The organism is Enterococcus sp. DIV0086, from assembly GCF_050498705.1.
In the GTDB taxonomy this organism is placed as follows: Bacteria; Bacillota; Bacilli; order Lactobacillales; family Enterococcaceae; genus Enterococcus; species Enterococcus faecalis.
On the sequence record NZ_JBNIDN010000001.1, the window covers coordinates 430,521 to 454,111 of the forward strand.

A 23,591-nucleotide genomic window follows, 5' to 3' on the forward strand; every position below is an offset into this window, starting at 1 on the left:
TTTTTATCATAACAAAAGAGAAGATAACAAACCAGTGGAATTTTTATAAGATTTCCTATAGGAAAGGTGTAGACCACTTTTGTTTTTTTTGTTACAATGTAAGCAGATACATTATTATGTTTTACAATTTAGGAGGCAATCACATGGGAAAATTAGGTATTTCAATTTATCCAGAACGTTCAACATTTGAAAAGGACAAAGCATATTTGGATTTGGCTCATAAATACGGCTTTAAGCGTGTCTTTACTAGTTTATTGCAAATCAATGATGATCGGGAAAAGGTATTAGCAGAGTTTAAAAAAGTCGTAGATTACGCCAACCAATTAGGTATGGAAGTGATGGTCGATATTAATCCTGCATTGTTCGAACAATTAGGCATCTCTTATGATGATTTATCATTTTTCCATGATATGGGCGCTTACGGTATTCGTTTAGATCTTGGCTTTACTGGGCAAGAAGAGGCGAATATGACAAGAAACCCTTATGGCATTAAAATTGAAATTAATATGAGTTCAGGGACAAGTTATGTAGATAATATTATGGCCTACTCACCAAATACAGAAAATTTACTAGGCTCACATAATTTCTATCCACATCGCTATACAGGCTTAGGCTATGATCATTTTGTTTATTGTTCAGAAAAATTTAGAAAATATAATTTAAATACGATGGCGTTTGTGAACTCACACGATGCTACATTTGGGCCATGGCCGACACAAGATGGGTTATGTTCTTTGGAAGACCACCGCGATTTAGAAATTGCAACGCAAGTTAAGCATTTAGTTTTAACAGGATTAATCGATGATATTTCTGTCGGAAATGCTTATGCCTCAGAAGCAGAATTAGCAGCAATGGCAGAAGCCTTTCATGCACCTTATCCTTCGATCAAAGTGGATACAGAACCAGAAATCACAGAAGATGAAAGAATTGCATTGTTCGATAACTTACACAGTTATCGTGGAGATCGTTCTGATTACGTTTTGCGTTCAACAATGACACGTGTTTACTATAAAGATCGTCCTTTCCCAGCTCATACAACGAGAGATATTGTTCGAGGCGATGTCTTGATTGACAACGTTGGCTATGGACAATACAAAGGGGAAACACAAATTGCTTTAAAAGAAATGAAAAATGATGGCCGTGTAAATGTGGTTGGTCGTATTTCTGATGACGAACGTTTCTTATTAGAATTTTTGAAACCATGGTCAAGTTTTAAACTTATTGAAAATAAATAATTTTTAGTTTCCTATAAATAGATAAGTGGAGCATAGCGTAAAAGGTAATATTTTTGTGCTATGCTTTTTTTGTCGCAACAAAATTGTCTCATTGTAGTGGTAAAGAAAGATGGCTGAATCTTTGAATGGTAGTTGTCAAAAAAAGGGCGACAACTTATAATGAATCATACAGTTTAAATAAAAGGAGTACGTAGATGAATCGATGGTTAAAAATTTTGATTGCGCTTATTGTAGTAATTGCAATTGGTTTAATTGCGGCAGGCTTATATTTTTATAATTATGCAGTAGTTCCAGGAAAGAAAGACTTTATAAATGAGAATACCCCAGGGTCAAAAGTGGTCCAGACACCTGAAGGCGCGTGGTTTAAAGATGACAAAAATCGACAAGAATGGTCAATTACTTCGGAAGATGGGCTACGTCTAAAGGCCATTTATTTACCAGCCGACAAAAAAAGTAATCGTACCGTTATTATGGCGCATGGTTATATGGGTTCGGCAGAAACGATGTCTGTCTTTGCGAAAATGTATCATGATTGGGGCTACAATGTGTTAGCGCCAGATGCGCGTGGTCACGGGAAAAGTCAAGGAGATTATATTGGGTTCGGCTGGCCCGATCGTAAAGATTATGTCCAATGGATTGAGAAAGTTTTAACCGAAAATGGTCAGCAAGAACAAATCACTTTATACGGTGTCAGTATGGGTGCTGCTACAGTTATGATGACGAGCGGGGAAAAATTACCAGATAACGTGAAAGCCATTGTGGAAGATTGTGGCTATTCTACAGTCAATCAGGAGTTGCAATATCAATTGAAAGAGCTTTTCAATTTACCAAGTTTCCCATTAGTTAATGTTACTAGCGGGATTACGAAACTTAGAGCTGGCTATTTCTTTGGGGAAGCAAGCGCTGTTAAACAATTACAAAAGAATCATTTACCAATGCTCTTTATTCATGGTGAAAATGATACGTTTGTGCCGTTTAGTATGTTAGACGAAGTTTATAATGCAACCCAAGGACCTAAAGAGAAATATGTCGTGCCTGGAGCAGAGCATGCGAAAGCTTATAATAAAAACCCAGAAAAATATAAGGAAACAGTATCTGCTTTTCTAGATAAATATATAAAATAACAAATTTATTCTTTACTAATAGTAGCAAAAACAAAAGACTTGTTCTTAAGTTAACGACTTAGTGAACAAGTCTTTTGTTGTCAGTTGATTTTTTTTAATAAGTTGGAATTTACCCATGCAATCTAGGGCATAATCTGATAGGATAGTACTAGAAATGAGGGAAGGATAATGGAAGAACAATTAGTCGATTATTTACACTATTTACAAATAGAGCGGGGCTTATCAAATAACACACGACGGAGTTACGAACGAGATTTAAAAAAATACGTAGCCTTTTTACAAGAACAAGGCTTGCATTCTTGGGACGAAGTTGACCGTTACATGATTACAGAATTTTTGCAATCCCTTCACGAAGAACAGCAAGCTTCAGCAAGTGTGATTCGGATGATTTCTAGTTTGAGAGGATTTCATCAATTTTTACGTCAAGAACGCTTAAGCGAACATAATCCGATGCAACATATTGACTCCCCCAAGAAAGTTCAAAAATTGCCAAGTACATTATCTGTTGACGAAGTGACTCGATTAATTGAAACGCCTGATTCAAGTAAACCACTAGGTATGCGGAATCGTGCTATTTTAGAAGTGATGTATGCAACGGGCCTGCGAGTTAGTGAGCTAATTGAAATAAAATTAGGGGATCTGCATTTATCCATTGGTTTATTGCAAACAATCGGAAAAGGGGACAAAGAACGAATTATTCCTTTAGGCGATTATGCGATTCAATGGATTGAGCGCTATATGAACGAAGCCAGACCTCAATTGATTAAAAATCATCCGAATGAAACACACCTATTCGTTAACCATCATGGCGAACCGTTATCTAGACAGGGCATTTGGAAAAATTTAAAACAGATTGTTCGAGAAGCCCAGATAGAGAAAAATATTACCCCGCATACATTACGGCATAGCTTTGCGACACATTTGTTGGAAAATGGCGCAGACCTTAGAATCGTACAAGAATTATTAGGACATGCAGATATCTCCACGACACAAATTTATACACATATTACCAAACAACGAATGGCAGATGTTTATAAGGAACATTTTCCTCGGGCTTAATTTGCGAGAATGCCCACAAACGAATAAATTTATGGTAAACTAGGAAGTCGAGAAAAGAAAGTAGGTGTCGTTTTTGCAAGAAATTAATTTAAAACTAGATGTCTTTGAAGGACCACTGGATCTTCTACTACATTTAATTCAAAAATTAGAAATCGATATCTATGACATTCCCATTACAGCAGTAACTGAACAATACATGTCTTATATTCATGCGATGCAAACCTTAGAGTTAGAAGTCGCTGGAGAATATCTAGTCATGGCTGCCACCTTAATGGCTATTAAAAGTCAGATGTTGCTTCCAAAACAAGAGCTTGAAATCATTGATGATGAAGATTTTTTTGAAGAGGAAGACCCACGGGAAGCTTTAGTAGCTCAGTTATTGGAGTATCGGAAATTTAAATATGCAGCGACTGTTTTACATGAAAAAGAAGAAGAACGTAAACTCTATTATACAAAAGAACCAATGGATATGGATGATTATAAAGAGGAAGATACAACACTACCGCCTAATCAAATTAATACAATTGATTTATTTCTAGCCTTTCATGCCATGTTAGAAAAGAAAAAAAATCGCCAGCCTGTTGAAACAACTGTTGCCAGTGACGATGTTTCCATCGAAGAAAAAATCTCCGCTATTTCAGAGCGTATGCGTCAAGTACAGAAAGGGAAGGCAGTGTCGTTTGATTCTTTCTTCGATTCTTATTCCAAACAAGAAATTGTGACAACGTTCATGGCTCTTTTAGAATTAATGAAAACGGGCGCGATTTATGCTGAACAAGAAAATAATTATAGTGAAATTTTGTTATTTAATACAGAAACCCAGCAGGAAGATACAACAGAGGTGGAGGAAACACAGTGACATTAGTTAGTCAAATTGAAGCAATTTTATTTGTGGTTGGCGAAGAAGGAATTGGCTTGGAAGAGCTTGCGTACTTATTAGAGAAGTCAACAGCAAAAACCTATGAAGAATTAACGAAATTGAAAGAACATTATGTTTCTGACAATAAATCGGCGTTGAATATTTTAGAAGTCGGCAATCATTTTGTCTTAACAACGAAGAAAAAATATGCCTCATTACTAAAAAAATATGCGCAATCGCCTATGTCGAACGCCTTATCACAAGCGGCGCTAGAAACATTATCCATTATTGCTTATAAGCAACCAATTTCGCGTATTGAAATTGATGAAATTCGTGGCGTACAGACTTCTGGCTCTATCCAAAAGTTAGTTGCCCGTCAGTTGATAGAAGAAAAAGGCCGCGTAGATGGTCCTGGTAGAGCAATTTTGTATGGCACAACGAAGTATTTTATGGATTACTTTGGGTTGAAAAGTTTAGATGAATTACCAGATATCCAACAAATGGAAGATGAATTAGAAGAAGAACTACCAATGGATCTATTTTTTGATCGTTATCAAGAAACGAACCCAATGTCTGAAACAACAGAAGGCGAGGAAGCTTAAACAATGGAAAGATTACAAAAAGCAATTGCTCATGCTGGGGTGACTTCGCGTCGCAAAGCAGAGGAATTAATTGTCAAAGGTCGCGTAAAAGTCAACGGCCAAGTGGTCAAAGAATTAGGAACACAAGTAAGTAAACAAGATACCGTTGAAGTTGATGGTGTACCAATTTATCAAGAAGAATATGGTTATTATTTATTCTATAAACCAAGAGGGGTTATTTCTGCGGTGTCTGACGATAAAGGCCGTAAAGTAGTAACGGATTATTTTACAGATGTTACTGAGCGAATTTATCCAGTCGGTCGTCTGGATTATGATACTTCTGGGTTGTTACTTTTAACGAATGATGGAAGTTTTTCACAAAAATTAACCCATCCTAAACATGAAGTAGATAAAGTCTACGTAGCAAAAATTAAAGGTGTACCAACTAAACGGGATCTATTGCCATTAGCCAAAGGCATTCGCATTGATGGCAAACGCACAGCACCAGCCAATTTTCAAATTCTTTCAGCGGATATTAAAACAGGTAGCAGTGTCGTGGAATTAACGATCCATGAAGGGCGTAATCATCAAGTGAAGAAAATGTTTCAAGCTGTTGGTTTCCCTGTTCAAAAATTAAAACGTGAACGTTACGGTGAGTTGACCTTACAAGGTTTGCGACCAGGGCAATATCGTGATTTAACTAAAAAAGAAATCAGTCAATTATTAAATCAAGCTAAATAAGATAAAATGACTCGATCTCTTCGCGCTTATGGCGGAGGGATTGTTTTTTTTGAGAAACGAAACAATCAATGAAGTTTAATAAAAAAGCTTAGTTAGTTGCATTCATTGTTCAAATCGGTTACACTAAGTAAGTAAAAAAATATAATACAAGGTTCGTCTTCAGGGGCAGGGTGTAATTCCCGACCGGTGGTTATAGTCCACGACTCGTTTTTAACGATTGAATTGGTGTAATTCCAATACCGACAGTATAGTCTGGATAAAGAAGATAGGGCTTATTTGAGACGCTTTTTCATCAGATAATCCTACTCTATTTTTCCCTGCAGAAAAATAGGGTTTTTTTGTATGACAAAGAAGCGAATCAAAAAGTTCGTTGAAGATGGGTCCTTAATTGGAGGATTTCAGATGAACAACAAGGTACAAAAAATGGTCAGCATTGCAATGTTGGCCGCAATCGGTACAGTATTACAATTTGTGGCATTTCCGATTATGCCGGCGTTTAGTTTTTTGAAAATCGATTTTAGTGATATTCCGATTTTACTCGGAATGTTCTTGTACGGACCGTTAGCAGGAGTAATTACTGCTTTTGTTCGTTCGTTGCTACACCTGTTCTTAACCGGACTAGCACCGCAAAATATGGTGGGAGATTTCGCTAGCTTTTTAGCAAGTAGTATCTTCACCTTGCCAATTTTTTATTTCTTTGGTAAAAAGAAAAATATTCGTACAAATCGGATAGTGGGCTTAGTAAGTGGGGTTTTAGCCTTGACAATTTTCATGAGTATTGCGAATTATTTTGTCATTACACCCATTTACTTACAATTATATGGTGTGACCACACAACAATTTTTAGGAACATCTTTAGCAAGCTATGTGGCGATTGGTATTGTGCCATTCAACCTTATTAAAGGCCTCTTAGTCAGTGGTGTTTTTCTAGTACTACATGCGAAGTTATTGCCATGGCTATCAAAAAAACAACATACTATTCAGAAAAAAACACCGTTAACAAAATAAATGATAAAAAACCTGCTGTTGAACAATGTTTGACAGTGGGTTTTTAAAATTTACGCCTAAAAGAAAAGAGGTTGTCATAATCTGTCATCATTCTGTTAAAAAATACTAAACCATCTGCATTGTAATTTTAACTTTCCCTTGGTATGATAGAAATCATCAAAGAAAGAGGAGTTTTCCTGAGTGAAAAAGTGTAAAAATTGTCGTCACGTGAATCGTGATACGGAGTCCTTTTGTGAAGAATGCGGCGCTCCGCTAATGAATGAATCAATGCATCAAGAGGAAAACCAAGCACAACCATCAATGAATAAAGGGAACGAATCTACTCCTCTCAGATCAAAAAGAAGCTGGATCTGGGTGTTTCTTTTTGTGTTCATCGTTCTTGGAGCGGGTAGCTATTTTCTCGGGACGCATTATTTTTCTAAGGAACAACAAATTTCTCATTTTATTGAAGCGATTGAGAATGGTGATGCCCAAGAATTAAGTAAAAAAATGAGGACGAACGAGTCTGAATTTCAAGTGAATCCGCAAAGCATTAAGCCTTTAATCACTTATTATCAAAAAAATCCAACTGAGCTAAAAAAATTAGAAAAAGCGCTATTAAAGGATAAGAAGCTACATGGTTTAACTATTCGTGAAACAAGTCAAACAGCATTTTTCTTTCACCGTTATCAATTCATTTTAACGCCTGTTTCTGTTCAGTTAACGACGAATCAGCGCGGTGTGACGTTGGCAATGAACGGGCGGGAAGTGGGCACTTCCGACTCAACCACTTATCAAAAGGAATTGGGACCCTTAGCGCCAGGACAATATACCTTTACAGCCACAGTGAAAGATAGCACCGGTGAACCTGTTATCACAGAAGAGTATCGTTTATTAGAAGAGGAAAATTATATTTCTAGTATTCCTTTAGATTTTAAACGAATGAATTTTGTTGTGGAGAGCAATCTGCCAGACGCAGATATTTATATTAATGATCGGAAAGTTGGTACGCTAACGAATGGAAGCAAAACGATTGGCCCTTTGTTCTGGTCCAAAGGGATGACGATTCAACTTAAAAAGACGATTAATGGAGAAGAAATTCAAACATCAAAAGAAACGATTGGTGAAAATGATTTTGTCGAAGCGCTCTCCGATAATCCAACGCTACAATTGAATTTTCCGTTAGCTAGCGACTATGATGCCCGCAAAGCGCTAGAAACCTTTTATCAAGCATTTGCCAAACAAGTGAAAAGTCATACGGATAGTACAGAATTTGCTAAAAAATATCTCGTTGGTGGGGAAAATAATCCTCAATTTCCTTCTTTTATAGAAGCGCTTGAACGATTACGTGAAAAGAAATCGACCGATGTTTCACCAGATTTTGAAGTGACCATTAATACGCTACAATTGGATGGTAAAGAAAATTACCATGTCAATTATTATTTAGAAGCCAAAAATTCTAAAGCAAAAGAAAATGGTCTTCGTTATGAATGGATCAATGGCCTAAATGATCAAATTCATTTAGTCAAAGAACCGCTAAAAGAAGGACAATTACAGTTTGTTTCGATAGATGAGCAAACACTTGCTTGGCTCGAAAAAATACTCTAAGCAAAAATGAGTGCTAAATTATTTAGCACTCATTTTTGCTTATTTCTATTGCACGCGTGGGACATTTGCGGTACGCTTTTAACACATTCTCGCGTTCGTTTTCTGAAATAAATTGTTGTCGAGCATGCGGCTCGTCTTTAAAAAGGACAATTCCATGATCATCATAATCAAATATATTGGGCGCATAAACTTGACAAAGTCCACAAGCAATACATTTTTCAGGAACTAAACGTGATTGCATAAACAGTGACACATCCTATCTAAAAGAGGTTTACTATGGAAGCAACTTTTATTTTAGCGTTATTATCTCACGGATACAAGGTACGTGCATCAACTTTGTATCATCTTTTAAAAGGCAAACGGACTAGCTCTGTTTTGATTTATGGTTTTTTATATGATTGTTTACGATTCATTGGCTGGTGGCCAACGATTTCCGAACAAGCCTATTTTCAATTTCTTGAAAAACTTTCGAAGGCGAAACAAATTCAGTATCACAAAGAGACAAATGAAATTCAACTAACAAAAGAAGGGCAACTATTTTTAAAGGAGCACCATTTTTCGTTGCTGGATTATCCTGCAATTGATCTTTATCGTTTTGGCAGAAGTGATCGAGAAAGTTGGCAACTCATTCAATTTGCCGTGCAAGTGACTTCGTATTTATCATTTGAGGAAAAACAGTATATTCCACTTTTATCAACACCGATTCCGCAACTATATTTGAAACGATGGTTACAACAAGACAAGAAAGAGCAGCGCATTCAATCAATCAAAGAAGAACTGTTGCGAGGGTTTGAGTTACTACCTGAAGCAGAAAGCGACTATTTGGTTGCGCAACTTTCTGGTTATCAGCAAACTGGCAAAGTTCCTCAGCAATTAACAAGCCATAAGACAGCTCTTGAACAGCGTTTATGGCATACGCAAGCGGTTCATCATTTACTGCAGTTGATAATGTACGGAGGAAACTATCCTGCTTTACAAACGCTTGTATGGCCGTATCTAGAAAAAAATCTAAACCAAAGTATGCAAGAAACCCAACGATTGTTAACGGAAGGCAAGACGCTTCAAGAAATTGCTGAGCAGCGAAAAATAAAACTGAGTACCATTCATGATCATCTATTAGAGTTGGCTATTCAAGGGCAGCTGCAGGTGTCTGTTTATCTTGAAAAGGAGGCAATACTCCAAAACTTGGCTCAAATAGAACAAGATCCGCGGTTGTGGGTGTATCGGAATTGGCGAGCGCAAGAAGCGACGCTTTCTTATTTAGATTTTCGGTTATATCAAATCCAACAAATTTGGCAAGAAAAGGAGTGAGTGTTGTTGACATTAGAACAAGAATTATTCACTCGATTTGGTTACGCAGCGTTTAAGCCTGGTCAAAAAGAAGTGATTACAAACTTACTTGACGGTATGAATACATTGGCTGTTTTGCCAACAGGCACTGGCAAATCATTGTGTTATCAATTTGTGGGTCAGAAGTTAGAGGGACTAACGGTAATTGTTTCTCCCTTACTTTCGTTAATGGAAGATCAGGTGCGTCAATTACAAAGACAAGGAATTAAAGGTGCGGTTGCCTTAAACAGTACGTTACAGTATTCAGAAAAGCGTTATATTTTAGCGAAAATGTTCCAATACGATTATCTGTTTTTAAGCCCAGAAATGCTTTTGCAGCAAGAAGTACTTAGTGTGTTACAACGCCAAAAAATTGCATTATTTGTGGTGGATGAAGCCCATTGTGTTTATCAGTGGGGCGTCGATTTTCGCCCTGAATATAGTAAATTAGATCTGGTCCAAAAACAGCTAGACTTTCCTTTGACCTTGGCGTTAACTGCCACAGCGACACCTGTTGTACAGCACGCAATTATAAAACAATTATTTTCTCATGGTAGCTATCAAGAAGTTCTTTCTTCAGTGAATCGAAAAAATATTGGCTTGTTCGTGAAGGAAACGTCAGAAAAAGAAGAAGTGTTACTAGATTACTTATCTAAAACGGCTGGTAAAATCATTATCTATTGCGCCACGCGCAACAAAACAGAACAAATTAGTCAACTTATTCAGGCGAAAACCAGTTTTAAGGTGGCCTATTATCATGGGGGCTTGGAGGCTAGTGAACGTAGTCGCTTGCAAGAACAATTTATTGATAATCAAATCGATATTCTTTGTGCAACGAATGCTTTTGGGATGGGAATCGACAAACCTGATGTTCGTGGAGTGATTCATTTTGATTTGCCTGATAGCTTAGAAAATTACCTGCAGGAAATCGGGCGAGCTGGACGTGATGGTCAAAAAAGTTGGGCGCTATTATTGTATAAAAAAGGGGATGAATTTATTCATCGGTTTTTCTTAGAAGAGACAAGAGCGAATCGAGCGACCTTAAAATCGCTGATTGAAGGAGAAGAACAAGCAGGTTTGTTAGAAAATGCCACCGAGTTACAACAAAAATGGGTTCAAGGCTATTTAGCCAAGGATTATTCTTTTGAAGAGCTAGAGCATCGTTTAGAGGAGAAAGAAAAAGATCGTCAAGCGCAATTAAGAGGGATGCTGACGTATATTGAAACCACAACCTGTCGAAGAACGTTGATTCAAACTTATTTTCAAGAACCGATTGTAAAACAATCACCGGAAACTTGTTGTGATAATTGTGCGTTATTCTTTGACATTTACCAAGATTCAATAGTAAAATCGAACAAGACCAGCAATCAAAATGAAGAAGGTTGGCGTTCTAAATTTCTAAAATTATTTAAAGAACGTGATTAATTCATTTTTTTAGTCGGCAGTTGGCAAAAGCTATGATATAATAACAAGCGAGAGAAGTTTAGGAGGAAATTAGCAGTGAGTAAAAAGGACAAAAAGAAAAACCAAGCTCGTGAGCCATGGGAACAATCAATTTATGAACCTGATCAAAATGGTGGTGGTTCTCGTTTAGCAAAACGCCAACAGCAACGAGGAAATTCATTATTTCTAACTGTTTTAGTTATTTTGCTATTATTAATTATTGCCATTCCAATTGGGACTTTCTTATGGATGATGCAAGACAAGAAACCGAACGAAAGTGCTAGCAAAAATAGCCAGCCATCTTCTTCATTAGTCCAATCATCATCAAAAGAGAAGAAAAAAGAAAGTACGTCAAAATCAGTGGAAAGCTCAGAACCAGCAAGCAGCCAACCAGCTGAAAATACAACACCTTCAAGTTCTGATGCTGCTGCACAGCAACAACAGGACCAACAAGCACAACAACAACAACAGCAACAACAAGAGCAGCAACAACAACAAGAAGCTCAAAATCAACAACAGCAACAAGCGCAGAACCAACAACCTGTTTATGATACCGTTCAAAGTGGCGAAGGGGCACGTCAAGTTGCCGAACGTAACGGAATGACATTAGAACAAATTTTAGCGTTAAATCCTGGGATTGATACATCTGTGTTTTATCCGGGACAACCATTACGTATTAAATAATCCAGAAAAAGAGGTTTGGACAGCACTTTCAAGGGCTAAACCGCGACGGATGATTACATGAGAATGCCAATAAGCAGAAATTTCCGAAAGATGTTTTGCGTCTTTCGAGGGATTTCGGCTTATTGCTTTTTCGTTAGAAACTCGTCATCAGTTTAAATCCAAGTTCTTTTCTTATGATTTTAATATAAAAGAAGAAGCGCATTTTAAAGGATGCATATCAGTTAAGGAGTTTTTTCATGGGGAAAATCAGTATTGCTATTGACGGACCAGCTTCGTCAGGCAAAAGTACAGTTGCAAAAATTTTAGCAAAACAATTGAATTATGTGTATTGTGACACGGGTGCCATGTACCGAGCGATTACGTATCTGGCCTTGCAAAATCAAATCGACATTCAAGCGGAAGAACCATTAGTAGCGCTTTGTGTCAACCACACTATTTCTTTTCAGCAAGCAGAGAATGGCCAACGTGTTTTTATCGACGGTCATGAAGTGACCGAAGCGATTCGCCAGCCAGATGTAACGAATGCTGTTTCAGCTGTTTCAAAACATGCAAAAGTTAGAGAAGAAATGGTGGCGTTACAACAGAAAATTGGTCAAGCCGGTGGAGTTGTCATGGATGGTCGAGATATTGGTACTGCAGTTTTACCAAAGGCCGAAGTAAAGATATTCTTGGTGGCTAGCGTTGAAGAACGTGCAGAACGTCGTTTTAAAGAAAATCAAGAAAAAGGGATTGAGACGGATTTTGAAACCTTGAAGGCGGAGATTGAACGTCGGGATTATTTAGATTCAACGAGAGAAGTATCACCCCTTGTCCAAGCAAGTGATGCTGTGAAAATCGATACAACAGGGTTGACGATTGAAGAAGTCGTCGCCGCCATACAAAATGTGATTAAACAAAAAGGTTTTGAACTTTTTTAAAGAATTTTAAGAAAAATAGAAGAAATCGCTTTATTTTTTTACAAAAATCTCGTACTATGTAAGTATATATAGCTAAGTTTTGGAATTTTTGTTGGCATAGGAGGATAAGAGGCATGACAGATTTTGAAGACAAACAAGTAGCAAACAACGAAACAATGGAAGATGCAATGAACAGCGTTCAAGAAGTCAGTGTTGGCGATATTGTTAAAGGCGAAGTTTTAGCCATCGAAGATAAACAAGTTGTTATCGGCATTGAAGGAGCGGGCGTTGAAGGCGTTGTTCCTGCAAAGGAATTATCGACTTTACCAGTTGAAGATGTACACGAACTTGTGAAAGTCGGTGATGTGTTAGATTTAGTTGTTATCACATCAATTGGCAAAGATAAAGAAAACGGCAGTTATTTACTGTCAAAACGCCGTTTAGATGCTAAAAAAGTTTGGGAAGAAATTGAACAAGATTTCCAAGCGGGCAAAGTAATCGAAGCACCTGTTACAAATGTTGTTAAAGGTGGTTTGGTTGTTGATGTTGGTGTTCGCGGATTTGTTCCTGCCTCAATGGTTGAAGATCATTTTGTTGCAGATTTTTCTGAATATAAAGGTCAAACACTAGCATTTAAAATTATTGAAATCGAACCTTCAGAAAACCGCTTAATTCTTTCACATAAAGCAGTTGTTGAAGCTGAAAAAGAATCGAAAAAAGAAGAATTACTTTCTTCTTTACATGACGGAGACGTTGTTGAAGGGAAAGTAGCTCGTTTAACAGATTTCGGCGCATTCATTGATTTAGGTGGCGTGGATGGTTTAGTTCATGTTTCTGAAATTGCTCATCAGCATGTGGGCAAACCAAGTGATGCGTTAACTGTTGGCGAAGACGTTCAAGTAAAAATTCTTTCAATTAATCCAGAAGAAGGACGTATTTCTTTATCTATTAAAGAAACATTGCCTGGACCATGGACAGATATCGAAACAAAAGCAGCCGCTGGGACTGTTTTAGATGGCACAGTAAAACGCCTAACAAGCTTCGGTGCCTTTGTGGAAGTTTTCCCTGGTGTGGAAGGATTAGTGCATATTTCTCAAATTTCTCACAAGCACATTGCAACGCCTCATGAAGTCCTTCATGAAGGGGATCAAGTACAAGTGAAAGTTTTAGAAGTTAATCCAGAGGAACATCGTATTGCTTTAAGTATCAAAGCGTTAGAACCAAAACCTGAGTCTCAAGAAGAACCAAAAGAAGAACAGGAATATGAATTGCCTGAAGAAAATACTGGTTTTACCATGGGCGATATTTTAGGTGACGCTTTATCTGATGCGAAAGAAGAGGAATAACACGTTACTTTCTTGAAATTTATGAGTTTGACATAGCCGTAAACAGATCGGCTATGTCAAACTCATTTTTTCTTGAATTGGTTAGAAAATCAGCAGAAACTAAAACTTTTCTTGCACTTTAAGGTTTGATTAGGTAAACTAGTAAGGATTGAAATTCTCAAGGAGGGAATCAAATGGCAAATCCAACTATTGCGATTGTCGGTAGACCGAATGTCGGTAAATCGACTATTTTTAACCGCATTGCCGGTGAGCGTATCTCGATTGTAGAAGATACTCCTGGCGTAACACGCGACCGTATTTATACAACTGGAGAATGGTTAGGGCGTGAATTTAGTATTATTGATACAGGTGGGATTGATTTAGGTGACGAACCATTTATGGACCAAATCAAACACCAAGCAGAAATTGCGATTGATGAAGCAGATGTGATTATCTTTGTTGCTAGTGGCCGTGAAGGAATTACTGATGCAGATGAGTTAGTAGCAAAAATTTTATATCGTAGTAATAAACCAGTGATCTTAGCTGTTAATAAAGTTGACAATCCTGAAATGCGTAATGATATTTATGAATTTTATGCTTTAGGACTAGGGGATCCTTTCCCAGTTTCTGGTAGTCATGGTTTAGGCATTGGCGATGTGTTAGACGAAGCAGTTAAACATTTTCCTAACACTTCAGAAGAAGAGGACGAAGATACAATTAAATTTAGTTTAATCGGGCGTCCAAATGTCGGTAAATCATCATTGATTAATGCTATCCTTGGTGAGGATCGTGTGATTGTTTCAGATATTGAAGGAACAACGCGAGATGCAATCGATACGTATTTTGAATCTGAAGAAGGTCAAAAGTTCTTAATGATTGATACGGCTGGTATGCGTAAACGTGGGAAAGTATACGAATCAACTGAAAAATATAGCGTCATGCGCGCAATGCGGGCGATTGAACGCTCAGACATTGTTTTAATGGTCTTGAATGCAGAAGAAGGTATTCGTGAGCAAGACAAGCGTGTGGCGGGCTATGCCCATGAAGCAGGTCGCGGTATTATTATCGTGGTCAACAAATGGGATACAGTCAAAAAAGATACAAATACAATGCGTGATTTTGAAGCGGAAATTCGTGATGAATTCCAATATTTAGATTATGCACCTATTATTTTTGTGTCTGCATTAACCAAACAACGTTTAAATAAACTGCCTGAACTAATTGAAACAGTAAGTATGAATCAAAACTTACGGATTCCTTCAGCGTTGTTAAATGACGTTGTAATGGATGCTGTAGCAATTAATCCGACACCAACCGATAAAGGAAAACGTTTGAAGATTTTTTATGCAACACAAGTGGCAGTCAAACCACCTACATTTGTTATTTTTGTCAACGAAGAAGAACTAATGCACTTTTCTTATGCCCGGTTTTTAGAAAATCAAATCAGAAAAGCATTTACGTTTGAAGGTACGCCAATTAAAATCATTCCGCGACGCCGAAAATAGTGCATTCTACCATACTTTTTTTAGATATTCAAATAAATTTATCAACTTTGAGAAAAAATGATTATTTTTTGAAAAAACTGGTTAAAATACACTAAAAACCTTGCTATTACAACTTTCTTATGCTATCTTGTTAACAGAATATTGAACCAGATCAATATTTGCTGTCTGTTTTTGGACCACTCAAAAATAGACGGAACTTTAGGTGTGTAAAAACATCGTATCTCTTATAGAGGAGGTGAAATGATCCATGGCAAATAAAGCAGAATTAATCGAAAACGTTGCATCTTCAACTGGTTTAACTAAAAAAGATGCTACTGCAGCAGTAGACGCTGTCTTTTCAACAATTCAAGAAACTCTTGCTAAAGGTGAAAAAGTTCAATTAATCGGTTTTGGTAACTTTGAAGTTCGCGAACGCGCAGCTCGTAAAGGACGTAACCCACAAACTGGACAAGAAATTCAAATCGCTGCAAGCAAAGTACCTGCATTCAAACCAGGTAAAGCATTGAAAGATGCAGTGAAATAAGACAGACAATTAGAACCCTTGGTTTCCAAGGGTTCTTTTTTGAATCATACATAAAAAATGTTATTTTAAGAGGTGGTCGAAACAGTACGCTAAAAGGCTAAATTGTAACGAACCTTAGGTGAGAAAAACGTGCTTCGCTCCGAGAATCAAGCGGGAACGGTTCGACACTCGCTCCTTGCTTTTTTGATAAAAAGAGAAAGATTTATGAATGAAGGACAAAAATAAGTTGTTGCCAGTAGCTGTTTTTTAGTGGTTATGCTAGACTTGGGGTGAAGGAAGAGGAAACAGTCTTAAGGTGGTGAATCAATGAAATACAACTATTCTAGAGGGGAAAACAAGGTCGCTATTATTTATGGAGAAACATTTGCTTCCGTCCTAAAAAAACGACCAGTAACGACGGAGTCAATCGTTGTTTTGGCGAATCAGCGTTACTATGATCTTTTTTCGGAGAAGATTAATTATGCCTTTGGGGAACAGTTGGGATTAAACTGGTATATTTGTCGCAATGATGTTCATTGCAATGACTTATCAGAATTAGAAAGTGTGTTACGTTTCTTAGCTGATTGGCCAGAAAATCAGGATGTTTTATTGATTGGTTTGGGTAATGAAGGGGTACTACAATTAACCGCATTTTTGCACCAAGTAAGTAAGTGTTCCTCCAAATGTTGGCTGATGCCTGTGTCTGTTCAAGCGTTACGGCAAGGACTTTTACCAAGTGTCACAATTCAGCAAGCACAGCATGCAACTATGCATATAGAAAATCATTCAGAAGAAATTTTGTTTGATAGTACCTTGACCAATAAAAAAGGTGCTGCCCCTTTAATTGATTTGCTCGTTTTTATTCGAGCGAGTCTTGTCTGTGATTATGCTTATTTACAAATGCTATACCAAACGTATCCAGATAAAAAACGGTTGAATCAAACGTCATTTAATGGTATTTTAGACGAGTTGTTATCTTTTTATGAACAAGCAGGGGAAAAAGTGGATCAATTTGGCCGAGTTTTTGAAGCGGCCTTTGCTACAACCGAAAATGGCCATTTGTTATCAGGTCCCATGAAACGATTATTGGGATTATTGTTACAAGTTTTATGGAGCCAGCAAGTCAATCACTTTGACTTTCAATTTAAAAATTTTATCGTTTGGTTTATTCGCTTAGGTTTTCCGGTGGCGTTTCCAAAAGAAATTTTAAGTGCTGATTACGCAGAACAAGTCTTGGCTCACACAGAAACACTAGGTCCTCCTATGGTGTTGGAAAAAATCGGTCAACTAGGAGCAGCTTTAAAGCCAACGCCCGATCAACTGTTAACAACGATTGAAAGATACCAAGAAATTTTAAAAGAGATTTGAGGGGAAATTATGTCATATAGTGAAAAAATGGTTCAAGCATTACAAGCTGAAAATTTAGCAGAAGCACAGTTAATGTTTGAAGAAGCATTAAAGAAAGATGATGAAAATACCTTAGCTGATTTAGGGGAAACGTTATTATCTTTAGGTTTTCTAGAAGAAGCCAAACAAATTTTCCAACAGTTGTTGGAACAATTTCCCGATGCAGATGGCTTAAACATTCCATTAGCAGAAATCGCCATTGAAAATAATGAAATAGATGACGCATTCATCTATTTAGAAAAAATTCCAGAAACTAGTGACAGTTATGTCCAAAGCCTCTTAGTTACTGCGGATTTGTACCAAGTTTTAGGGATTCCAGAAGTCAGTGAAGCGAAATTAAAAGAAGCAGCCAATCTTATGCCAGAAGAGCCGTTAATTCAATTTGCTTTGGGAGAACTATACTTTACAAATGGTCAATTTGTCGAGGCTATTACTCGTTATCAAAGCATTGTAGAAAGCGGGACAGCGCAAATCTCTGCTATTTCCTTGAATGAACGCTTAGGAAGTAGTTACAGCATGTTAGGTGATTTTGAAGAAGCAGTTCCTTATTTGGAAGCCGCGGTCAAAGAAGAACAAACAGACGATCGTTTATTCCAGTTAGCTTTCACTTATTTACAGTTACATGAGAATCAAAAAGCCATTACGTTGTTCCAGCAATTAAAAACACTAAACCCACATTATCAATCACTTTATCTATATTTAGCGGAAGCGCTCCAAGAAGAAGAGCAATTAGAGGAAGCAAAAGCGGTGATCGAAGAAGGAATTGCGGAAAACCCCTTCCAAGTAGAGTTATACCAATTTGCCTCTGAAAATGCCTATCGCTTACACGATATTGCTGGTGCTGAAAACTGGTTGTTAAAAGCTTTGGAATTAGGTGAGAAAACAGATGAAAGTCGTTTGACCTTAAGTAATCTCTACCTCACGGAAGAGCGTTTTGAGGAAGTAATTACTATCTTAAATGATTTAGAGGAAACGGATCATCCTTATGCTGAATGGAATTTAGCAAAAGCGTACAACGAATTAGAAGACTTTGCCGTCGCTAAAGTTCATTATGAACAAGCAGCGCAAGAATTGTCTCACGAACCAGAATTTCTAAAAGAATACGCATTGTTCTTACGAGAAGAAGGCGAACTTGAAAAAGCAAAACACTTGTTATACCACTATTTGGAACATGAACCTGGTGATGTAGACATGCAATCTGTGCTAGCAGATATGGAAGAAAGATAGGAAACGACGATGTTTGTTAGTTTATCAGAAAAGAAAAAATTTTTAACTTGGTTAGTGAATACCGTGCCTTTTGGAAGAAGAGAAGTACTGTGGATTTTAAATTACTTATTAACGCACGATGCGATTTTAAATAATGTTCATTTTGTTGAGAACGTAGAGAAAACCGATCGGGGGATCCGTGTGGTAGCGGATGGTTTAGGTAAGGAGCCGTTATTGCTTTTTATCCAAGCACAAGAATTTACAGATCCGGAACAAATTTTTCACGAGATTCGGATGAATTGGCGGAAAGCTCTTTATTTAGAATGTGTATTTCCAGAGGCTTGGCAAACGAGCCAGTATTTATCTGTTTTAGAAGACAATCCGTTTGCGCCATGGAATGAACAAGTGGATCAGGAAGTTGCCAGAGCGATTGATCAATACTTTAAGCAAGAAGAACAAACGCAACGAATGGCATTACTTAAAGCTCAAATTGATGATGCTTTAGAAACAGGCAACAAAGAAGCGTTTTTAGAATTATCCGATGAATTAAATCGTTTGAAACAACAATAAATAAAACCCAGCATTTTCAATAAATGCTGGGTTTTATTTATTGTTTTAATTTAAAGCGCCGTTGTTTGCTGGGTTTTGCATAAGTAAAGCCTTCGCCAATTGCTTCATGTACGTTAATGATGGACACAAAGGCTTTTTCATCTATTTCATTAGCAATCCGTTTGACTTCCATTATTTCTCGAGGACTGACTACCGTGTAGAGAACCCGTTTTTCCACTTGTGAATAAGCACCTTCACCATTTAAATATGTTACCCCACGTTCTAAAGAAGCCATTAAACTTTGACCGATTTCTTCGGAATGATTGGAAACAATTAAAATTCCTTTCGCAGCATAGGCTCCATCGAGTACAGAATCAACAACACGACTGAAAACAAAGGACACAATTAAAGTATACATCATTCGTTTGACATCAATATAGGTCAACGAGAGGAGTAAGACTGCAACATCAAAAAGTAACAACGAACGGCCCATGCTAATCCCAAAGTATTTTTCGAAAATGCGGGCAATGACGTCGGTCCCACCAGTGGTTCCGCCTACGCGGTAAACAAGGCCACTCCCGAATCCTGCGGCCAAACCAGCTAGGAGAGCAGCAATCAATAAATCATGATCTAAATTAATTTCAACAGGAAATTTTTGCCAAAACCACAAAAATACCGATAACGACACGGTACCAATTAGCGTATAATAGAGGGAACGTTTGCCTAAAATTTTCCCACCAATTAATAAGAGCGGAATATTGATTAATAATGTCGTATATGCTGGGTTAAAATGAAATAAGGCTCTTAAAATCAAAGTAATCCCCGTGACACCACCTTCGGCCAGGTCATTGGCAATATTGAAAGTAATCAAACCAAAGGCATAGATACAGCTTCCTAATACAATAAATAACACATCTTTAAAATAAAATCTTTGTTCTTCCATTTAATCACGTCCTTTTACAGTATAAACTGTATCATTCTCTATATAAAACAACAAGTAGAACCTTTCCAGATAGCCAAGTTTTTGATAAGATGTAGGAGGTAGAGTAAGAAAGGTTGGGGTAAAATGTCAGAATCAGAACAACGTAGTTTGCAATCGATGCAAACGGAAGTTGATGATTATATTCAACAGTTTAAAACAGGCTATTTTTCACCATTAGGACAAATGGCTCGTTTGACGGAAGAGGTCGGAGAATTAGCCCGTGAAGTCAATCATTATTATGGTGAAAAACAGAAAAAAGCAGACGAAAAACCAAAGACAGTATCAGAGGAACTTGGAGATGTCTTTTTTGTATTGATTAGCATGGCAAATTCTTTAGAGATTGATTTAACCGAAGTTTTTGAAGAAAATATGGCCAAATTTAACAAGCGGGATCGCTATCGCTTTGAAAGAAAGGATGGGAAAACACATGATTAAAATAATTGTCGCTGGGTTTAAAGGACGGATGGGCAGTACTGCTACACAAATGGTCTTAGAAACCGCAGACTTTGAATTAGTAGGTGTGTATGATCCTCATGAAGCACAAGAAACTGTTTCTTTCAATGATGAAACCGCAGTTCCCGTTTTTCAGCGTTTAGAAGAAGTCCTAGCTGTCAAACCAGATGTTTGGATTGATTTTACGGTTCCTGAAGCCGCCTATCCAAATACACGTTTTGCGTTGGAGCATGGTATGGCGCCTGTTGTTGGGACGACAGGCTTTACGGAGGAACAAATCAACGAATTGACAAACCTATCTCGAGAAAAAGCCATCGGCGGCTTAATTGCGCCAAACTTTGCAATTGGGGCAGTTTTAATGATGCAATTTGCCCAAAAAGCGGCACAGTATTTTCCGAATGTGGAAATCATTGAATTACATCATGATAACAAATTGGATGCACCGAGCGGAACGGCTATAAAAACTGCAGAATTGATTCAAGAAGTTCGGCCAGCAAAAAAACAAGGGAATCCGCAAGAGGTAGAATCAATACCAGGGGCACGCGGGGCTGATTTCGAGGGTCTGCGAATCCATAGTGTCCGCTTACCTGGTTTAGTGGCACACCAACAAGTCCAATTTGGCAGTGTAGGTGAAGGGCTCACTATTCGGCATGATTCCTATGATCGACGTTCATTCATGACAGGAGTGGCGTTAGCTTGTCGGCAAGTGGTACAGAGAACAGAACTACTTTACGGATTGGAACAGATGCTATGAAATTGACAACTATTCCAAACGAATTTAAAGAAGCCGCTCCCGTTATTCGTGAAATCAATGCACAGGGCTTTGAAGCGTATTTTGTCGGGGGCAGCGTCCGTGATGCTTTATTAAATAAACCAATCCATGATGTCGATATTGCGACAAGTGCCTATCCAGAAGAAATTAAGCAAATTTTTAAACGAACCGTTGATGTGGGCATTGAACATGGTACAGTCCTTGTATTGATGGAAGACCAACAGTATGAAGTAACAACCTTTCGTACCGAGTCAACTTATCAAGACTTTCGTCGACCAGATGAAGTCACCTTTGTTCGCTCCTTGAAAGAAGATTTAAAACGGCGAGATTTTACGATTAATGCCTTGGCGCTCGACAGCACAGGCGAAATCATTGATTTATTTGATGGTATCGAAGATTTAACTAATCAAACCATTCGTGCAGTCGGTAATCCCCATGAGCGGTTTCATGAAGATGCTCTGCGGATGATGCGGGGCTTACGCTTTGCTAGCCAATTAGATTTTAAAATTGAAGAAAAAACCTTAGCCGCTATCGCTGAATTTCATCCTTTATTGGAAAAAATTTCAGTAGAACGCATTACAATTGAATTTGTAAAAATGCTTTTAGGGGTTAATCGACAAGGTGGCTTAGCTCCGTTTATTGAAACAGAATGCTATCAATACTGTCCAAAATTACGAGAACAAGGGGCTGGACTTTTTCGTTTAATGGACTTGCCTGCTCGTCAAATTGAAACAGAAGCAGAAGTGTGGACGTTACTTATCCAATCGTTGAATTTACCAGAAGCAGAAATTCGCTCCTTCTTAAAAGCTTGGAAACTTTCAAATCAATTAATTCAAAACGTTTCACAATTAGTACGCGGTTTGCGTTTTCGCTTGAGTAACGACTGGCAGCCAATGATGCTTTATGAATTAGGCGAAGAATCAGCAGTACTTGTTGAAAGGCTTTTATATTATTACCAACAAGAGAGTCAAGTACAAGTAACAAAAGAGTTAGTTAAGGCATTACCCATCCATCAAAGACATGAATTGGCCATAACAGGAAAAGACCTTTTAGCCGTCTTAGAAGAAACACCAGGCAAATGGTTAGGGGAACTGATTGCTGAAATCGAGCAACACGTTGTTGAAGGTAGCTTAGAGAATAAACAAGAAGTTCTGCTTTCGTTTGCCAAAAAACAACGTTCAAAAGGAGAGAAAGCATAATGCCAACAGAAATGTTTACAAAAGAATTCTTGGTGAAAGAATCACAAACGGCTAAAATGCTCGGTTCTGGTGACTTAGAAGTTTTAGGAACCCCTGCTTTAGCTGCCATGATTGAACAAACAGCCAAAGAAGCTGTGAAGGACCAATTATCAGTTGGGGAAACAACTGTCGGAACGGTGTTAGAATTGCGCCACTTATTTCCATCCGCGGTAGGGGCGACAATCGTTGTTACGATGACCAGCATTGAACAGACTGCACACAAAATACGCTATGAATTTGTTGCTTATGAAGGAGAACGACAAATTGCCAAAGGTTCTCACCAACGTGCAGTAGTTGAGATTGATTCTTTTTTAAAAAGAATAACAAAAGATTAAGAATCTACAGCGAAAGTTTGTGACCGTTTATCAAAAGTATGGTAAACTAATAATGTAAGAAATTATTTTTAAGTAAGGAGATTTGTGCTATGGCTAGAGAAATGACAGGACTTAAATTTTATTTCAGAAATGGTGAAACTTGGACGATTGATCGTCGTTTTATTGGTGATTTATGGATCAAACATATTACAACAAGTTTTGGCCGTATCCATGGTAGTGAATTTGTTGAAATTCATCCATGTGAAGGGTTCAAAATTGAAATTTTCCAAGAAGGAGATCATGTTCAAACCCACGATATTAACTTAGGTGGCTTAGAATTAGGGATGTTCTCTCGTGCTTTAAAATATGAAGATATCGAACGTATGGAAATTCTTTACAAAAATGGCACACCAGATTTAGTTTATTTCCCTTACAAAGATAAAACAGATGAGGGCTTGGATAACATCTATCAATCTACAAAAGTCAGCGAAAAAACTAAAAACTTATACATTGTTATCGATCCAACACAAACAGTTGATGATGTATACGCTGAAGAATTAAAATAATTTTTGCTCCACAGGAATCAGTGAAATGACTGGTTCCTGTGGCTTTTTTAGTCTTTTGGCGAATAAAATAACATTGGTTTTAATGGAATAGTCGAAAAAATAAGCGAATAAGTGTTGACACATGTTTTTTCTAGCGGTATACTGTTAACAATTCTTAATTAAATCAGTTTTGGAGTGATTCTTATGACAACAACGAAGAAAAACCATACACAACTGAATAACTTTT

Annotated in this window: 25 protein-coding genes and 1 riboswitch; of the genes, 23 read left to right on the forward strand and 2 right to left on the reverse strand. The window is 37.5% G+C overall.

Annotation, left to right across the window (positions count from 1 at the left end):
• Positions 1–143 precede the first annotated feature (143 nt).
• From IGI63_RS02025 to IGI63_RS02060, 8 genes are all read left to right on the forward strand, one after another.
• Complete coding sequence (locus IGI63_RS02025; protein WP_002357630.1) at positions 144–1,235, forward strand: DUF871 domain-containing protein; 1,092 nt, start codon at positions 144–146, stop codon at positions 1,233–1,235.
• A 194-nt stretch (positions 1,236–1,429) separates the two neighbouring features.
• Positions 1,430–2,359, forward strand: coding sequence for an alpha/beta hydrolase (locus IGI63_RS02030; protein WP_429975218.1), 930 nt, complete (start codon positions 1,430–1,432; stop codon positions 2,357–2,359).
• Positions 2,360–2,527: 168 nt separating this feature from the next.
• Positions 2,528–3,418 carry a site-specific tyrosine recombinase XerD gene (gene xerD / locus IGI63_RS02035; protein ID WP_429975219.1) on the forward strand — a complete coding sequence of 297 codons (891 nt, stop codon included), beginning with the start codon at positions 2,528–2,530 and terminating at the stop codon, positions 3,416–3,418.
• Between the two features lie 64 nt (positions 3,419–3,482).
• Positions 3,483–4,277, forward strand: a complete 795-nt coding sequence (locus IGI63_RS02040) for a segregation/condensation protein A (RefSeq protein WP_002382313.1) — start codon at positions 3,483–3,485, stop codon at positions 4,275–4,277.
• Positions 4,274–4,879, forward strand: a complete 606-nt coding sequence (gene scpB / locus IGI63_RS02045) for an SMC-Scp complex subunit ScpB (RefSeq protein ID WP_002360351.1) — start codon at positions 4,274–4,276, stop codon at positions 4,877–4,879. The genes IGI63_RS02040 and scpB overlap by 4 nt, the downstream gene beginning before the upstream one ends.
• 3 nt (positions 4,880–4,882) lie before the next feature.
• The gene (locus IGI63_RS02050) at positions 4,883–5,599 is read left to right on the forward strand and encodes a pseudouridine synthase (protein ID WP_002357624.1); all 717 of its coding nucleotides are present in this window, start codon (positions 4,883–4,885) and stop codon (positions 5,597–5,599) included.
• 151 nt (positions 5,600–5,750) lie between these two features.
• A riboswitch (FMN riboswitch) is annotated at positions 5,751–5,870 on the forward strand.
• Positions 5,871–5,941: 71 nt separating this feature from the next.
• On the forward strand, positions 5,942–6,607 hold the full coding sequence (locus tag IGI63_RS02055) for an ECF transporter S component (protein WP_002393404.1): 666 nt from the start codon (positions 5,942–5,944) through the stop codon (positions 6,605–6,607).
• A 255-nt stretch (positions 6,608–6,862) separates the two neighbouring features.
• Positions 6,863–8,194 carry a zinc ribbon domain-containing protein gene (locus tag IGI63_RS02060; RefSeq protein ID WP_002398998.1) on the forward strand — a complete coding sequence of 444 codons (1,332 nt, stop codon included), beginning with the start codon at positions 6,863–6,865 and terminating at the stop codon, positions 8,192–8,194.
• Positions 8,195–8,216: 22 nt separating this feature from the next.
• Here IGI63_RS02060 and IGI63_RS02065 read toward each other — a convergent pair whose 3' ends face one another.
• Positions 8,217–8,435 carry a ferredoxin gene (locus IGI63_RS02065; RefSeq protein ID WP_429975220.1) on the reverse strand — a complete coding sequence of 73 codons (219 nt, stop codon included), beginning with the start codon at positions 8,433–8,435 and terminating at the stop codon, positions 8,217–8,219.
• Positions 8,436–8,470: 35 nt separating this feature from the next.
• On the opposite strand from IGI63_RS02065, the gene IGI63_RS02070 reads away from it, so the two are divergent.
• From IGI63_RS02070 to IGI63_RS02115, 10 genes are all read left to right on the forward strand, one after another.
• Positions 8,471–9,505: a helix-turn-helix domain-containing protein gene (locus tag IGI63_RS02070; RefSeq protein ID WP_429975222.1), complete on the forward strand. Its 1,035-nt coding sequence runs from the start codon at positions 8,471–8,473 to the stop codon at positions 9,503–9,505.
• A complete protein-coding gene (locus IGI63_RS02075; RefSeq protein WP_002390631.1) occupies positions 9,506–10,948 on the forward strand; it encodes a RecQ family ATP-dependent DNA helicase in 1,443 nt (480 codons plus the stop codon).
• Between the two features lie 75 nt (positions 10,949–11,023).
• Positions 11,024–11,650, forward strand: coding sequence for a LysM peptidoglycan-binding domain-containing protein (locus IGI63_RS02080; RefSeq protein WP_002360346.1), 627 nt, complete (start codon positions 11,024–11,026; stop codon positions 11,648–11,650).
• A 236-nt stretch (positions 11,651–11,886) separates the two neighbouring features.
• Positions 11,887–12,567: a (d)CMP kinase gene (gene cmk, locus IGI63_RS02085; protein ID WP_002357612.1), complete on the forward strand. Its 681-nt coding sequence runs from the start codon at positions 11,887–11,889 to the stop codon at positions 12,565–12,567.
• A 113-nt stretch (positions 12,568–12,680) separates the two neighbouring features.
• Entirely contained in the window at positions 12,681–13,892 is a 1,212-nt protein-coding gene (rpsA, locus tag IGI63_RS02090; protein ID WP_429975223.1) for a 30S ribosomal protein S1, read from the forward strand.
• 173 nt (positions 13,893–14,065) lie between these two features.
• Positions 14,066–15,376, forward strand: coding sequence for a ribosome biogenesis GTPase Der (der, locus tag IGI63_RS02095; RefSeq protein WP_002357608.1), 1,311 nt, complete (start codon positions 14,066–14,068; stop codon positions 15,374–15,376).
• A 247-nt stretch (positions 15,377–15,623) separates the two neighbouring features.
• On the forward strand, positions 15,624–15,899 hold the full coding sequence (locus IGI63_RS02100; RefSeq protein WP_002357604.1) for an HU family DNA-binding protein: 276 nt from the start codon (positions 15,624–15,626) through the stop codon (positions 15,897–15,899).
• Between the two features lie 306 nt (positions 15,900–16,205).
• Positions 16,206–17,246 carry a hypothetical protein gene (locus IGI63_RS02105; RefSeq protein ID WP_429975224.1) on the forward strand — a complete coding sequence of 347 codons (1,041 nt, stop codon included), beginning with the start codon at positions 16,206–16,208 and terminating at the stop codon, positions 17,244–17,246.
• Positions 17,247–17,255: 9 nt separating this feature from the next.
• Positions 17,256–18,512 (forward strand): tetratricopeptide repeat protein, encoded by a 1,257-nt coding sequence (locus tag IGI63_RS02110; RefSeq protein ID WP_002388106.1) that lies wholly within the window; start codon positions 17,256–17,258, stop codon positions 18,510–18,512.
• 9 nt (positions 18,513–18,521) lie between these two features.
• On the forward strand, positions 18,522–19,061 hold the full coding sequence (locus IGI63_RS02115; protein ID WP_002360333.1) for a ReoY family proteolytic degradation factor: 540 nt from the start codon (positions 18,522–18,524) through the stop codon (positions 19,059–19,061).
• Positions 19,062–19,098: 37 nt separating this feature from the next.
• Here the strand turns inward: IGI63_RS02115 and IGI63_RS02120 are convergent, their stop codons facing one another.
• Positions 19,099–19,983: a YitT family protein gene (locus IGI63_RS02120; RefSeq protein WP_429975225.1), complete on the reverse strand. Its 885-nt coding sequence runs from the start codon at positions 19,981–19,983 to the stop codon at positions 19,099–19,101.
• Positions 19,984–20,106: 123 nt separating this feature from the next.
• Between IGI63_RS02120 and IGI63_RS02125 the strand changes: the two genes are divergently transcribed.
• The 5 genes from IGI63_RS02125 to IGI63_RS02145 all read left to right on the forward strand — a co-directional run bounded on the left by IGI63_RS02125 (position 20,107) and on the right by IGI63_RS02145 (position 23,365).
• Complete coding sequence (locus IGI63_RS02125) at positions 20,107–20,457, forward strand: nucleotide pyrophosphohydrolase (protein WP_002363944.1); 351 nt, start codon at positions 20,107–20,109, stop codon at positions 20,455–20,457.
• Positions 20,450–21,229: a 4-hydroxy-tetrahydrodipicolinate reductase gene (gene dapB, locus IGI63_RS02130; protein ID WP_429975226.1), complete on the forward strand. Its 780-nt coding sequence runs from the start codon at positions 20,450–20,452 to the stop codon at positions 21,227–21,229. The genes IGI63_RS02125 and dapB overlap by 8 nt, the downstream gene beginning before the upstream one ends.
• Complete coding sequence (locus tag IGI63_RS02135) at positions 21,226–22,446, forward strand: CCA tRNA nucleotidyltransferase (protein WP_218391565.1); 1,221 nt, start codon at positions 21,226–21,228, stop codon at positions 22,444–22,446. Before dapB ends, IGI63_RS02135 begins: the two co-directional genes overlap by 4 nt.
• Positions 22,446–22,820: a thioesterase family protein gene (locus IGI63_RS02140; protein WP_002357588.1), complete on the forward strand. Its 375-nt coding sequence runs from the start codon at positions 22,446–22,448 to the stop codon at positions 22,818–22,820. Before IGI63_RS02135 ends, IGI63_RS02140 begins: the two co-directional genes overlap by 1 nt.
• Before the next feature lie 89 nt (positions 22,821–22,909).
• Positions 22,910–23,365 (forward strand): hypothetical protein, encoded by a 456-nt coding sequence (locus tag IGI63_RS02145; protein WP_002357586.1) that lies wholly within the window; start codon positions 22,910–22,912, stop codon positions 23,363–23,365.
• Positions 23,366–23,591 lie beyond the last annotated feature (226 nt).